The sequence below is a fragment of the Candidatus Nitrohelix vancouverensis genome, from assembly GCA_015698305.1.
Taxonomy (GTDB): domain Bacteria; phylum Nitrospinota; class Nitrospinia; order Nitrospinales; family VA-1; genus Nitrohelix; species Nitrohelix vancouverensis.
Genome location: CP048620.1, coordinates 1,706,955 through 1,721,682, shown reverse-complemented (window position 1 = coordinate 1,721,682; position 14,728 = coordinate 1,706,955). Strand labels below are relative to the sequence as shown.

The 14,728-nt window shown below is 48.6% G+C and carries 8 protein-coding genes; 2 read left to right on the top strand and 6 right to left on the bottom strand.

What is annotated here, in order from left to right; translation table 11 throughout:
- Positions 1–22 precede the first annotated feature (22 nt).
- From G3M78_07965 to G3M78_07940, 6 genes are all read right to left on the bottom strand, one after another.
- Positions 23–2,242: a radical SAM protein gene (locus G3M78_07965; protein QPJ65328.1), complete on the bottom strand. Its 2,220-nt coding sequence runs from the start codon at positions 2,240–2,242 to the stop codon at positions 23–25.
- 30 nt (positions 2,243–2,272) lie between these two features.
- Positions 2,273–5,653, bottom strand: coding sequence for a radical SAM protein (locus G3M78_07960; GenBank protein QPJ65327.1), 3,381 nt, complete (start codon positions 5,651–5,653; stop codon positions 2,273–2,275).
- A 297-nt stretch (positions 5,654–5,950) separates the two neighbouring features.
- Positions 5,951–6,886: an NAD-dependent epimerase/dehydratase family protein gene (locus G3M78_07955; protein ID QPJ65326.1), complete on the bottom strand. Its 936-nt coding sequence runs from the start codon at positions 6,884–6,886 to the stop codon at positions 5,951–5,953.
- A gap of 89 nt (positions 6,887–6,975) precedes the next feature.
- The gene (locus tag G3M78_07950; protein QPJ65325.1) at positions 6,976–7,899 is read right to left on the bottom strand and encodes an NAD(P)-dependent oxidoreductase; all 924 of its coding nucleotides are present in this window, start codon (positions 7,897–7,899) and stop codon (positions 6,976–6,978) included.
- A 284-nt stretch (positions 7,900–8,183) separates the two neighbouring features.
- The gene (locus tag G3M78_07945) at positions 8,184–10,250 is read right to left on the bottom strand and encodes a hypothetical protein (protein QPJ65324.1); all 2,067 of its coding nucleotides are present in this window, start codon (positions 10,248–10,250) and stop codon (positions 8,184–8,186) included.
- A 5-nt stretch (positions 10,251–10,255) separates the two neighbouring features.
- Positions 10,256–11,692, bottom strand: a complete 1,437-nt coding sequence (locus G3M78_07940) for an MBOAT family protein (GenBank protein ID QPJ65323.1) — start codon at positions 11,690–11,692, stop codon at positions 10,256–10,258.
- A 484-nt stretch (positions 11,693–12,176) separates the two neighbouring features.
- Between G3M78_07940 and wecB the strand changes: the two genes are divergently transcribed.
- Together wecB and wecC are read left to right on the top strand one after the other, a co-directional pair.
- Positions 12,177–13,310 carry a UDP-N-acetylglucosamine 2-epimerase (non-hydrolyzing) gene (wecB, locus tag G3M78_07935; GenBank protein ID QPJ65322.1) on the top strand — a complete coding sequence of 378 codons (1,134 nt, stop codon included), beginning with the start codon at positions 12,177–12,179 and terminating at the stop codon, positions 13,308–13,310.
- A complete protein-coding gene (gene wecC, locus G3M78_07930; GenBank protein QPJ65321.1) occupies positions 13,258–14,553 on the top strand; it encodes a UDP-N-acetyl-D-mannosamine dehydrogenase in 1,296 nt (431 codons plus the stop codon). The genes wecB and wecC overlap by 53 nt, the downstream gene beginning before the upstream one ends.
- Positions 14,554–14,728: the final 175 nt, after the last annotated feature.

Sequence of the window (14,728 nt, the reverse complement as noted above, 5' to 3'; positions counted from 1 at the left end):
ATCACTCTATGAAACAAATGAATCAATTCCTTTTGAAACCAGCAAACACCGCAAGCTCCAAAACGGTCTTGATCATTCTGTGAATAATTTTTTGATACACCGGCTTCAGCGACCCCACGCCCAGAATGAGCAAGGGATTTTCAAACAGCCAGTCCAGAGTGTGTTTCGGATCAAAGAACGGGCCCTGATAAGCGTAAGCCATCGGACATCGCTGACAGGGAGGCAGTTTGTCCGGCGAATTGACTGTGCGTCTAAATTCCCTCATCCGCTCGCCATTCCACACTTCCTGAAAACTCTGATCGTGGATATTCCCCAGCGCATAGCGTTCCTGGCTCGGACCGGTAGCAATGCAACACACATCCATCCGCCCATCCACCGAGAAATTATTCAAATCCGTCCAAGGCTTCTGACAATAATATTTCACCGAGCCAGGGGAACGCGGTTTGAATAAAAACCCGCTGAGCGACTGCCAGAGCGTCTGTGTTTTATCTCTATGCCTTGCAGAAGAGCGACCTTCATTCTCCGATACGGCTTCCGATCCTGAATTTAAAACCGCCTCATCCTTCGCCCCCCCATCCAGAGCGTCTTTCCAGTCCACTTCGCATTGTAGAGCATCATCGGAACCTGCGTATAGAACCAGCTTCAATGCGCCGTTGTCGCCTGTATTGAATTTGAACGTTTCCCCGTGACGGCCCTTGTCAAAGGATGCCGTTTTGATCCATTTACTATTTTGTTCATCCAACACGCCAATACCCAGCGTCCCGGATTCCACAATCACTTCAATCGGAATCTCCATATCCTGCATGGTTCTGCAAGGGGCGTTGTAACTGCTTAATAAATACTGACCGACAAAACCTTCTCCTCTCACAGCGACGCGACTGCCCGACCAGGATGCCTTGATACTGTGGTTCTCCAATTGCCAGCGGCTCTTTGGGGGAAGCTTGAACGTAGATGATGAATCGCTTAATGGATTTTCCCGAAAAGATCGAAAGGTCTCAGGAAAGAAATGAACTTGAGCTTTACGTTGCGTCGTTCTCAAATAGTCGTTGACCTGCTCAACCATTCCTTCGATATCTTCTTTGAAGGGAACCAGGTCTCTTTGATCTTCAATCGCCCCAAAATCATTTGCAAGTTCAGACAAAGGACGGATATAAATTCCATCGACGCCCCAGTCGTTTTCCGCGATCTTCAAAAACTCGACGACTTCATGGATATTCTGATGCACCACAACAAACGATACATTAATAAGAGGCGTCGGGTTCAATCCCGGAGATCTCTGCCCTGTCAATTGGCGAATATTCCCAATAACACGATCGAAATCCGTCAACTTCATCACTTTGGCATGCGTCTCTTCAGTCGCGGCGTTCACCGAAAAATTAACTGAATCGACAGGCGACGCCAGGAGACGGTCGATCAAAACCGAAGTCAAGCGTTCTCCATTCGTGATCAAGTAAAACGCCGTTCCATTTGTCGTGATCCGTTCAATCAGTTCGCCAAACTCGTCATACAAGGTCGGCTCACCATTCCCTTCAACCCCTACCATCCTGAGCGTTTTAGCTACGGGGAGCAGAAACCGATCCAGCTTTTGCATCGGCAATTGTTTCTTGACCACGCCTGCGCGGTTGATCGTGACCGAACAGAAATCACACAGCGCCTGGCATTGTCCTGTCGGGCAAAAGGCCATGTATTGAGGGAGACTGAGGACTTCTTCTCTCCCCAACCTCATCTCGATAGCCGCAACAGCGCTGTTCCATAATCCAGAATTTTTACACAGGGAATGCAGCTTCCGTTTCCAGACCGACTTGAAAGGGATCTCGGCGTTATCGCTTTCTGCGCTCAGGCCTTCATTGACGCAGGCCAGAGAAACGGACAGATCTCTGATTTGCGTCGTCGCCCGCTCTCCACCCTGCAAATGATGCAAGACTATTTGAAAAGTCTCTGTCTCGGATACGGGAAAAAACACGGTCGTATTCACCGGCTCATCGCTGACATAATCGCGCCGCAGATCCCAGGACCAGTTACGCCCCCGGCGCACTCCAATACCAAGCCCTCCTGTTCCCACAGGAGTGTAGGACAGTTCAATCCGGTACACCCTCCCTCCGACAAGTTTGAATGAGGGCGACTCGAGCAAACGCCGATAAGGCAACGCCTCAAATTCCAGCATACGACCGCCTTCAACCCAACGGGCGTGCCTAACTTTCCATCGGTCCACCGGTGGAATTATTTCCAGAACTTCTTCCATAGGAAATCATTATTTAAATGACAGCAGTCTCTATTGTTTTTTAAATCTCATGAAGACGGTCGCATTGAACAACATTCTCGAGAAGGAATAAAACTTCGATGTGAGCGGCCTGTCTTTGTTCCATCCCCATCGGACATAAAAATAATTCCATAACATATCAAAGGTTCTTTCGGGGTCGAAAAACTTGCCCTGATACGAATACGCCATCGGGCAACGCTGACACGGAGACATCTTGTCTTCCGTATTCACCGTACGGCGAAACTCGCGCATCCGCTCGCCGTTCCAGATTTCCTGAAACTCCTGGTCAAATATATTTCCCAACGCGTAGCGCTCCTGGCTCGGCCCTGTCGCGATACAACACACATCCATACGACCGTCCACCGTAAAATTATTCAAATCCGTCCACGGCTTCTGGCAATAATATTCTGGTTTCCTCTTGAACGCCCGATCCCACAATGAACCGCGCGGATCCTCTTCTCTGGATTGCGGCTCTTCAAGCTTCGTTAATTCCAACGGCCGCTTCAACGCCTCAGTGTGAGGGACCGACGGCTTCTCTTTCGCTTGATTCAAATAACCCGGCGGCACGCTCAGTAAATCGCCCCAGTCCACTTCCGCATCCAGGGGAGACTTCACGCTCGACAACACCACCTTCAAGCGGCTGTTCGTTCCCGTATCAAACTCCAGATTGCCCAAGGTCTCGCCTTCCTTAAAGCTGAACACCTTGATCCATGAGCCGGAACCTTCATCCAATACCCCAATGCACAGCTCGCCTTGTCGCACATTCACTCCAACCTGATATGAAAGATGCGTATCGCGCGGACACGGCGTCGAATAACTCCCCAATAAATACGGACCCGGATCGCCCTGCCAGCGAACGCGACTGCGACGTCCCTCCCAATCGACCTGCGCGCCCTCGCTCTCCACCTGCCAATGTTCGCGATACGGCAATTTAAACTCGCGGCTCACGCCAAATCCCGGCGTGCGCAAACGCTCAAAATCAATTTCTCCCGACAAGGCGCCCTGGTCTGCGACCAAACGTAATCCTAAATATTCATGCGCCCCTGTTGCTACAGACAACTCACCCTCCTGCCATTCGGAAGCGGTCTGCAAGCGCAACGCTCCCAGTTCAACACCCGACGCGTCCACCACCAGCATTCGCGCGTTTCCTTTCGGCAAACGCCAGCGCAGGCGAAACTTCAAATCGCAATCGCGCTCCACAGGAATCGAGCCGCTTCGCAACAGTTCTTGAGAACTAGTCTCTCGCCTTTCAACATGCAATACATTCTGATTCCAAGAATACTTCAATGAAGGATCAGAACACTGCCAATCTGCAGGACGCGACGCCAGCAAACGTCCCTCATAACCTGCAGGATACAAGGCGCGATCCATCGGGTCGGGACGGATCGCCCGGAATGACTTCGCGTTAAACGTCACCCGGCTTCGACGCGGACGCGAAGACAAATACGCTTCAACTCCCTCAATCATATCCCTTACGTCATTTTCGTAGGGCACCAGCTCGCGAACGTCTTCGACAACGCCTTGAAGGCCGCCCAACTCCGAAAGCGGGCGGACAAACACCTCGTCGGCCAGCAACTCGTCCTCGCAGAATTCCAAAAACTCCAGCACCTCGTGGATGTTCTCGCTCGTCACCACAAACGATACCGACACGGTTGGATGGCTTTCCTGCAGACGATTGTGCGTCAAGAACTTGATGTTCGACACCGTCTTCTCAAAATCCTTCAGCTTCATCACCCGCGCGTGCGTTGACGCTGTCGCCGCATTCAACGAAAAATTAACCGACGATACCGGGCGGGCCAGCAACAGATTCACCTGCTCGCGCGTCAAACGCTCGCCGTTCGTTATCAAATAAACTTCCGCGCCGTCCATTGTCAAAACGTCCACCAGATCGTCAAAGCGATCGTACAACGCCGGTTCCCCATTACCTTCCAAACCGTACATCTGAATCGTACGACTCACCGGCGCCAGAAATCGCGATAACTTGTCGAACGGCAACTCCTTCTTCACGATCCCCGTTCGGTTCGTCGTTACCGAACAAAACCCGCACAAAGCCTGGCACTGGCCCGTTGGACACAGGGCCATGTACTGCGGAAGACTCAACAACTCCTCCCGACCCAGCCGCATCTCCAACGCGCTCACCACTGAGTTCCAGAAACGAGACTCCTTGCATCTCGCATGCAACCAACGCTTCACCCCTCCCCAATGCGGCAAATACGTCGGAGACTCTGTGAGAGAATCAGATATGTCTGCAGTGACTCTCAAGTTCCGCAACTTCGTCGCAAACGCCGCATCTGGACGATTGTTGCGAATCACAATCTGGAAAGCATGATCGGCATCGGCATTATATCGAAACGAACAACTGAGCGGACCCTCTCCCTGAATATCGCGTTCCACTTCGGGGACCCTGCATCCCCATTTCTGGAGCAGGATGCTGACGCGGCTTTTATTCACAAAATCCATTGTCGCTTCAAAATTGCAGGACTTGCCTTTTTGAAGATAAATCGGCGGCGAGTGGATGATGGTATTGTATTTATCAGCGTCGGACTCTAAAACATCCCCCTCAATCCATTTTGAAGCGCCGCGATACCATTCGCTCATGTCTGGAATTTCAAATTCCCCTATCTCGCTTGATACCGGAATCACCTTATTGCTATTGAAGGAAAACGCTCTTGAAAGGATCCCGTATTTTTTGAATTTCGTTTCAGTAAACAATTCAATGGCAGATTTTTTCGGCCAATACAAATACAGACGGCAACCGCGCGCCATAATTGCCCGGGCCAAGGCCATGTGAGCCGACCCTGGCGATTCAGTCTCCAGAAACAGGACAACGCCTTGAAATTCGCTATCGCCGTCCAGCTCAGCAAGAATTCTGTCTGTGAGACGCCACTGGACCGATTCAAAATGTAGCTCCTGTATTTCTGTGATCGAATCCAATCGATCATTAACTATCTCCGCCACAGCGCAAAGCCTTGGAACCACCGCAAGATATCTGTGAGAACCGGTCGACGGAATCCTCGGAATGAAAGGAACCCAGGTTTCAAGCCAATCTGGAAATCGATAATAAAACATAGCCCGCACCCACTGCTTCCAATAGCTCTTCAATTCACCATCGTCTATCGGGCGCAACACTTGAACATCCTGCCAGTAAAACCAGATCTTCAAACCCTGGGAAAGGAGTTTGCGAGCGAGACCCAATTGTTTTCGAGCTGGGCAAACGGTCCCGATCAGAAAAACGACGCCTTGCAGTTGGTTCTGCCGCAGTAACTTCTCAGAAAGACCGCTCTCCCTGTGCAATTCCGGCAAATTCAAAGCGAATCTTTGACACAATCCATCCAATGAAAAAGGCGCATGAGGCCAGCTTCCCAGACGTTCCAGACTTTCATCAACGCACATAAAAGTCATCGGTGTTGTCTCATAATGATTCGGTTGATTTTCCATGGAGCGCTTTACTGAATTCACAACCAGCAATCTCCAATTTCATTTGAATTCAAGACGATCCCCCTTCCATACCGAACCAGAAATTGACTGTTCATCAGAATGAAGAATTTTTAAAACGTCGGGTGATTCATGCAGACGCTAATAATAGAGGGTGGGAAATCGTCAACAGCTGATCGCATCTTTCAGCAAAACGGAATACGCATTTAATGAATCAGCTTAAAGAAAGTTTTGCTTGACGTCCTGCGCGTCGCCTCAGGAGTTGTCAGTATACCATGCAATCGTTTTTTCAAGACCCGACTGCAGGTCGGTGGAAGGCGTCCAGCCCAGCGCTGATTTCATCAAATTGAGGTCGAGAACTTTTCTGGCGGCGCCGTCGGCTTTGGAGTCGTCCCAAACTATCCTGCCTTTAAAACCGGTGATCGATTGAATACGCTCAACCAGTTCCTTAATGGATGTGCCGACGCCGGTTCCAATATTTAAAGGAAGCGTATCATTATACGTTTCCGTCGCGCGCAAGACCGCTTCCGCCGCGTCATCGACATAAAGAAACTCTCTGATCGCGCTCCCCGTTCCCCAACATACAAGCTCATTAGACTTATTCCGACAGGCATCGACAAAGCGTTTGACAAGAGCGGGAACGGCGTGGCTCCGTTCGGGACCAAAATCATCAAACGGGCCGTATAAATTGGTCAGGATCAGATGTATGGAATCAAAATCATACTGTTGCTTGTAGGCAACGCCTTGAACTGCCATCATTTTTTTAGTGAGGCCGTAGTGAACGACGGTTTCATGCAAAGGTCCCGCCCATAAATCGACCTCGCGAAGATCGCCTTCAAGGTAACCCGGATAACTGCATGCCGTTCCTATGCCCACAAATTTCTCAACGCCAGCGCAACGCGCGGCTTCAAAGAGGTTGGCTCCCATCACCAGGTTTTCGTAAAATATTTTTCCCGGCTCCGCCAGGGTGATGCCAAGGCCGCCATAATAGGCGGCGCTATGGATCACGATATCTGCAGGGTGATTCTCGAAACATCGGGAACAGGCGTCCGGGTGAACAAAATCATAGTCCTTCCGGCGCGGAACGAACACCTCAGCGCCAGCCTTTTCAAGACGCGCTACGATATGACGCCCGAGGAAACCGGCTCCGCCTGTGACCGTCACTTTCTTTCCTGGCCAGAAACTGTTCATTAGTTAGCTTGTTATAGAGTCGGTTGAAAGAAATAAGAACGCCATTGTTTGAGCGGGAGAATGCATGCTTTCATGGGAAGGAAGACCTTTTAATGATTTCGCCAGGGATTTTCAATCTTGATGAAACGACACACTTTTAAAAGTTCTTCGATCCCCTGTTCGAGAGAGATATCTGCAGTGAAACCCAGATTCTTGATTTTATCATAATTCACTTCATAGTTTCTCTGGTCCATGTCTTTTCCAACATCCGCTTCATGCAGATAAAATGGATTCAATTTCTGTATTTTCAGCGCGATATCTTTCTTGTTGAAATTGAGATTTTCATCCCCCACGTTGAAAACATCTCCAGCCATTTCATCAAAATGATCCAAGGTAAATACGAACGCCTTGGCGGCGTCGCGCACATGCAAAAAAGTTCTACGGTGATAGCCCTCGAACATGATGATGAATCCATTATGAATCGCCTGATAGCAAAAATCATTCACCAGCAGATCCAGACGCAATCTCGGCGAAACGCCAAAAACCGTCGCCAGCCGCAGTTTGACGCCTCCCACTTTGTCGACAAGATTTTCTCCATCCTGCTTGTTCTTCCCATAGACCGTCAGTGGATTGATCGGCGTCGATTCATCGCAAACCCCGTCGACAACGCCATAAGTGCTCCCCGTGGAAGCAAAAACAAGTTTCTGGTGACTTTGCAGGGAATCGACCAACAAGGCTGTGCCGTCGACATTGGTCGATTCGGCCAGCCCCACATCCGCCGTGCATGCGGGATAACCCACAATGCCCGCCAAATGAATCACTGCATCCATACCGGACAAGGCATCCGTAATAACTTGTTGATCGCGGATATCTCCTGACATGAATTCAACTCGTGGATGAGAAAAATAGCTCAAAATGGGAGTCACGCCCCACATCAATTTATCCAGAATTCGAACCTCGTGCCCTTTTTCAAGCAATAAAGGAAGCATCGAAGTCCCCAAATATCCAGCCCCACCTGTAACGAGAACTTTCATAATAGTAAAACCGTTCTGACAGACCGATCTCCTGCATCGCCCTGATCGATTGATCAAAATGCGGCCCAAACCCATGACCGCCTTATTTCATTATTTTGACTCCGTATAACAATGCGCCCTATACGGCAAAATCATGATAGCCGAAAGAAGAAAACCCCGCAAAAACAAATTCGACAACTTTCGCACACGCCGGCCCCGATTCTCATTTCTGTTAAACCCCGTTTCTCACTCAGGGATAATTAACATTATAGATCGCACCCCTGAATCACCTTGTCTCAATCAGCTTATGGAGTTTCATTTGCAATAGTTCCAGCGCGCAAGCTGAAACGGCTCGGCAAAATGAATTCAGCGTCATGATTCGCGTTTGCAACAACAATGGTGATCATCCGGTTATCGCCCGTATTGAAACGGTAACTTTCATTCACATGAGACGCGGCTAATAGCCAGCGGTCCTGAGACTGGTTTAAAATGCCAACCCCCAGATTTCCCGCAGAAACATTCAGGGGCAGCGTAAGAACCACATTGCTATTGGGAAGAACAGAAATAGGCATACTTGAGATTTGATATCCAAACTGGCTTGAATCCCCCTCCACCAAGAGACTGGCTTTATCACCCAATGAAACCTTCACCCCGTTTCCGCTTGCATGAAACATTGAAGCCGCAACGGGCCGAGAGTCCATGTCGCCTGGAACGGACACAAGCCGATCCTTTGGGTGTTCAATTTCCTGAAAAGAGGGATTGATCACAAATCCTGGAGTCGTTGTTTTTGCATCAGGCGAAGAAGCGGATGTAAATACAATCTTAATGGAGCCGGTGTTGTTCGTATTGAAGTAGATTTCATTATTGACGTTATGACGACTGGGTGAAACAAGCCACTGGCCTGAATCGTCAAGAATCCCCATCGCTATCCCCCCTTGAATCTCAACAACGGGAAGCAATAAAGCCATGCGCTTTTCCCTCTCCACTGGAATGGGAGGCGACGTCAACTGCAGGGCTCCTGGATTATCATCTCCTGTAATGAAAATTTCCCGATTCTCTCTCTCTTCAATGCTCACAGAGCCGGAACCCTGAATCCATTTGGAGATTTTGGCCAATTCGTTTTTAGCGGCGAAAGACCTGTCTTCAATAGAGTCACTGGAGATCTGTTGCAATCGCACTGCAAATCCATCCAGCCAATTCATATCTTTTATCCTGGCAAAACGGACGTCATACTCATTGATCTTGTCCGACACGACTCCCCTCTCAACGCGAAGATAAACCATCACGTCCGGTTTTTCATCGGCGATCAGTTCATGCGGAAACGGATCCATGAAATCAGTGAACCATATGTTTGAGAACACTGAACGCTTGAAATGTTCCGCCAGGTACCGTTGCGTATAAGGTAAAAACGAATCCCCAAACATTACAAGCGTGGGCAACGAATCGTCATCCTTCTCATAGATATGGATTGCGCCCCGAGGGGTGTTTACCACGGTTTCGCGAGTGGTCCATCCATTTTCAGGAACCGGCTTTAAAACAGTTTCGCCAGAGCTAATCCCCAGCCTCAAACTAAAATTTGGAGAGGCAATCCAGTTTTCCTTCATTTCAAAATCGTTCAAGTCTGGAAGGTCGAGAGCGGGATAATATTTTTTCAGATGACTTAAAATAGCGGTCGCCCCAACCAAGGCGCCACGATGCGTCCAATGCGAATCCTTACGGTGATACAATAAACCCTGCTTCTTATTTTCGATCAACGCATGCTTCAGATCCAAGATGTCAACGCTGGATTTTTCTCTCAAACCGTTAATCATCCGATCGATACGAGACGGAGCATCACTCTGACCGATCCAGTCTGGAAGATATTCCTCGTAAACCGTTGCCTTGTTCGGCGCGACGACAAAAACAAAGCGCGTCCCCAGCTCATCTAGCCAGGTCTGCCTACTTTCCTGAGAGAATACCCACTTGTCGAGCGACTCCGTATCCGGTCTTGCCAAACGCTGATAGTCCTCAACGTCCAAACGGTCATCCCCAAAAAACAACCACCCGTCTTTACCGACGAGAACTTCCGGGTTGCTGCTAAAATTAAAAAATTTGTATTTGAGCCAATTGAATTGAGTAATGAAAAAGGGCCTGAGTCCGAAGTGGTCGTTAAAAAAATTTTCAAACCGCTGAGGAAACGTTTTGAAATTTCCCGCCTTGAACTCCTGCGTCGGGAATTCGGCCAAGTTCCGGTTTTCCCTGAATTCAGGAAAGAGCCCGCTTTCACTGTTGATTAAAATAGCTGGGGCGACCAGCAATGAAAGGAAAACAAATATAAAAAATATTCTTGAAACTGAGGTTCCATGATTTTTCATAGTTTGCAAACCATTCATTAAAATCAAAACCTAAAATATATAAATGTTTGAAGCGTTTGCGTGGCAATCGATGCAATAGACAATATCAGCAGGGATACAAGCAGGCTATACTTCACCGACCTTTGGACTGACAACCGCTGTCGGAGGTATTGCGACGACCCCTCCCGGGCAAAGACCCTTCTCGCAAAATTTTTAAGCGGCATTGATATCAGAATTGCTACCACTAAAAGCAACAGGATATAAGGTCCGACATAGCGACTGATGGGATGCAAGGCATTAGAAAATCCATTCACTCCAAACATGGCAGAAAGAAAATTCAATGCCTGATCGAGGGATTCTGAACGGAAAAACACCCAGCTCGTCGTCACAATGAATAAGGCATATAAATGTTGTATCGGCGCGCTGAGAGATTGTATGAACACGCCCAAACGGCTTCTTTCTAATACAAGAAACAGTCCATGAATCATCCCCCAAATCACAAAATTCCAGCTGGCCCCATGCCACAAACCGCATAAAAAGAATACCAGGAACAGATTGACGCAGGTTCTAACCGCGCCAAGTCGATTCCCGCCCAGAGGGATATAAAGATAGTCTCGAAACCAGCTCGACAGGGAAATATGCCATCGTCGCCAAAATTCACGAATGGATTTTGAAATATATGGATAGCTGAAATTTTCAGGAAGGCGAAACCCGAACATCCTCCCCAGCCCGATAGCCATATCGCTATAGCCAGAGAAGTCGAAAAAAATCTGAAGGGAAAAACCAATGACAGCCGTCCAGGCTAAAGTAAATGTCAATTCCGAACTGGGCAGAGCAAAAATAGGATCCACGAGCAGAGCAAGACCATCTGCCAGAATAACTTTTTTAGCAAGACCAATGATGAATCGTTCGACCCCTAAAGCAAAGCGGTTGAGATTTACAAATTTCTCATTCAATGCTTTTTCGATTTGATGATAGCGGACAATGGGCCCCGCGATCAATTGGGGAAACATACATATATAAAGAGCCAGGCTGAAGAAATTACGTTGCGCGGCAACTTCCTTTCTGTAAAGATCAACAATGTAACTGATCGCCTGAAATGTGAAAAATGAAATGCCCAGAGGAAGATGAACGCTGGGTAGTTTTAAGGCTGGAAGAGAGAAAACTAAAAGAATCGAATTCAGGTTTTCAATCAGAAATGCGGCATACTTAAAAACCACAAGAACGATCAAGTTCAGACAAATGCCCGCTGTCAGAAAAACTCGTCTTCTTGTTTCGGATTGAGAATCATCGATCAACAATCCAATACAATAATTGATCCCTGCGGAAACCAGCAACAGGATTACAAATAGATTTTCGCCCCAGGCGTAAAAAAACAAACTGGCAAGCAGTAATATAAAATTGCGCTTCCTGGCGGAATAAAACAGCAACAGCGTCAGAGGAAGGAATAAGAAAATAAAAACTGGGGCGCTAAATAACATATGGATTTAATTCCGGAAATTAACAGGCCATCCACTCCTCCACCTATCGGGCAAACTTTATTTTCGAAGATTGCAAAAACATGGAATCCAAATAAAAAAAGCCCTGTTCATAGACTCGACATCCCGCATCGAACCATTTATAGGGTAGCGCTTCATGAAAATCAAGGCCGTTCGACACAAGCTGTTCAAAGGCTAAATTTCTGATCGAATGGAGCCGAGTAGCCCGGGTTCATAACGGAAAATAAAATTTCGCAACTTGCTCGCGGAAGCGATTTCTTTCTTCATTGGCCTTCACCTTTGGCCTCAAAATACCGAAAAGGAAGATGTCGCACTGATACCATCCACCTGATGTGTATCTTTACAACTTACCGACTGTTTTCAATGTGAACTTTGAGCGAACCTGATTCTCCGTTAATTTCTTGAATAACAAACATGTTTCTGATACTTTTTAGCGGCTTGAAGTCACCTTCTCTGCTCCCGCCAAATGATTGATAAAAAAGGCAAAAAAATTCTAATCGTGTTTGGAACACGGCCCGAAGCAATCAAATTTGGTCCCTTGATCGACCTCTTGAAACAGGATGCGCGTTGCGACTTGAAAATCTGCGTGACCGGTCAGCATCGGCAAATGCTCGATCAGGTTTTGCACCTGTTCGACATCACTCCGGATTTTGATCTGAATCTCATGAAGCCGAATCAGGATTTAACCGATATCACCTGCAATGTGTTGCTCGGGATGAGAGATGTATTAAAGGAATGGAGACCCGACTGGGTACTGGTTCAAGGCGATACCACCACCACATTCGGGGCGAGTCTCGCGGCTTTTTATCAGAAAATTCCAGTCGGTCATGTCGAAGCCGGGCTGAGAACCGGAGACCCGCATTTCCCCTGGCCGGAAGAGATCAACCGAACGATGACGAGTTCTTTAGCTTCAATTCATTTTGCGCCAACTATCTGGGCGAAAAACAATCTCGTTCAAGAGGGAATCTCAAAAGACGCGATCCATGTCACCGGCAATACGGTCATCGACGCCTTGCTCATGGTGACCGGGAAAATTCAGTCCGACACCGAATTAAAAAACCAATTGGAAGAACAATTTGCGTTCCTGAATCCAGAGAAGAAATTATTGCTGATCACCGGCCACCGCAGAGAAAACTTTGGCGAAGGATTTGAAAACATCTGCCAGGCAATCAAAGAGCAGGGGAAACGCCCCGACGTCCAGATCGTGTATCCGGTTCATCTCAACCCCAACGTTCAAAATCCCGTAAAGAAAATTCTTGGCGATGCGAACAATGTGGTTCTGATCGAACCGCTGGACTATCTCCCCTTCGTCTATTTAATGACGCGCTCATATATGATACTCACCGATTCTGGCGGCGTTCAGGAGGAAGCCCCATCGCTGGGCAAACCCGTTCTGGTCATGCGCGACACAACAGAGCGCCCGGAAGGCGTGGAAACCGGCACCGTCAAACTGGTCGGACCACACAGGGACGCCATCGTAGCCGAATCGAATCGTTTGCTGGACAATCCCGACATCTATAAAGAAATGTCGTTAACCCACAACCCGTATGGAGACGGCAAAGCCTCCGGGCGTATCGTCGAGGAGCTATTGCGTGAGTGACGCCTTCAACAAAATATCCATTATTGGCATGGGCTACATCGGCCTGCCAACCGCCGCTATCCTTGCCAATCAAGGCATCGAAGTGGTGGGCGTGGACAAAAATCCCAAGGTAGTAAAAACAATCAATCAAGGGCAGATCCATATTGTGGAACCGGATCTGGACACGCTGGTGCGCAAGATGGTCAAGGCCGGAAAACTGAGGGCCGCCGAACAGGTAGAAGCCTCTCAGGCTTTCATCATTGCGGTTCCGACCCCACTCAAGAGCGACAACACTCCCGACATGACCTTTGTGGAAAGCGCCGCAAGGGCCATCGCTCCGGTATTGCAGAAGAACAATCTGGTCATCCTTGAATCCACCTCTCCGGTTGGCGGCACCGAATCCGTTGCAAACTGGCTGGCGGAAGAGAGACCTGATTTAACGTTCCCGCATCAAGCCGGCGACCTGGCGGATATTCACATCGCCCATTGCCCCGAGCGCGTCCTGCCGGGACATATCCTGCGCGAACTTGTTGGAAACGCGCGCATCGTTGGCGGCATGACCGCCAAATGCTCCGTTCGCGCAACCGCGCTCTACAAAACTTTTGTGAAGGGAGAATGCTACACAACCGACGCGCGCACCGCCGAAATGGCAAAATTAACCGAAAATGCTTTCCGCGACGTCAACATCGCCTTCGCCAACGAAATTTCCTTGATCTGCGACCAACTGGATATCAACGTCTGGAACCTCATCGACCTTGCCAATCACCACCCGCGCGTCAATATCCTGCGACCCGGGCCCGGCGTTGGCGGGCATTGCATCGCGGTCGATCCATGGTTTCTGGTGCATTCGTCGCCCGAACATTCAAAGCTGATTCACACGGCCCGCACAGTCAACGACAGCAAGCCTCAATACATCATCAATAAAGTCAAACGCATTGCAGACTCGCTCAAAGCGCCGGTCATCGCCTGCATGGGCCTGGCCTTCAAAGCCGATATAGACGACCTGAGGGAAAGCCCTTCCGTCAAAATTGTCAAGCAACTGGCTGAAGCTGATATCGGCGACATCCTTGCCGTGGAACCGCATATAGACGCGCTTCCAGAGGATTTTCAAAATCTGAAGAATGTGAGCCTGACGGGATTCGAAAAGGCGCTGGAACAGGCCAATATCATTTTATTGCTGGTGGATCATCAGGTTTTTTCCAATGTTGATCCCGTTGCTCTTAAGGAAAAAATCATTATAGACACGAAAGGATTGTGGGCCTGAACCAGACCCCGAAGCCTGTTGAGACAAGGTCTCAGGGATTTCCCATTCATTGGATTCAAGCATTATGAATTGCAACTTGTTTCCCAAAATATTAATATGCTGATGCTATCCTTTGCGAAGTCAAGTTCTGGTAACGCACGGTCCCTATCCATTATTTCCACAACTTCCTATTAAT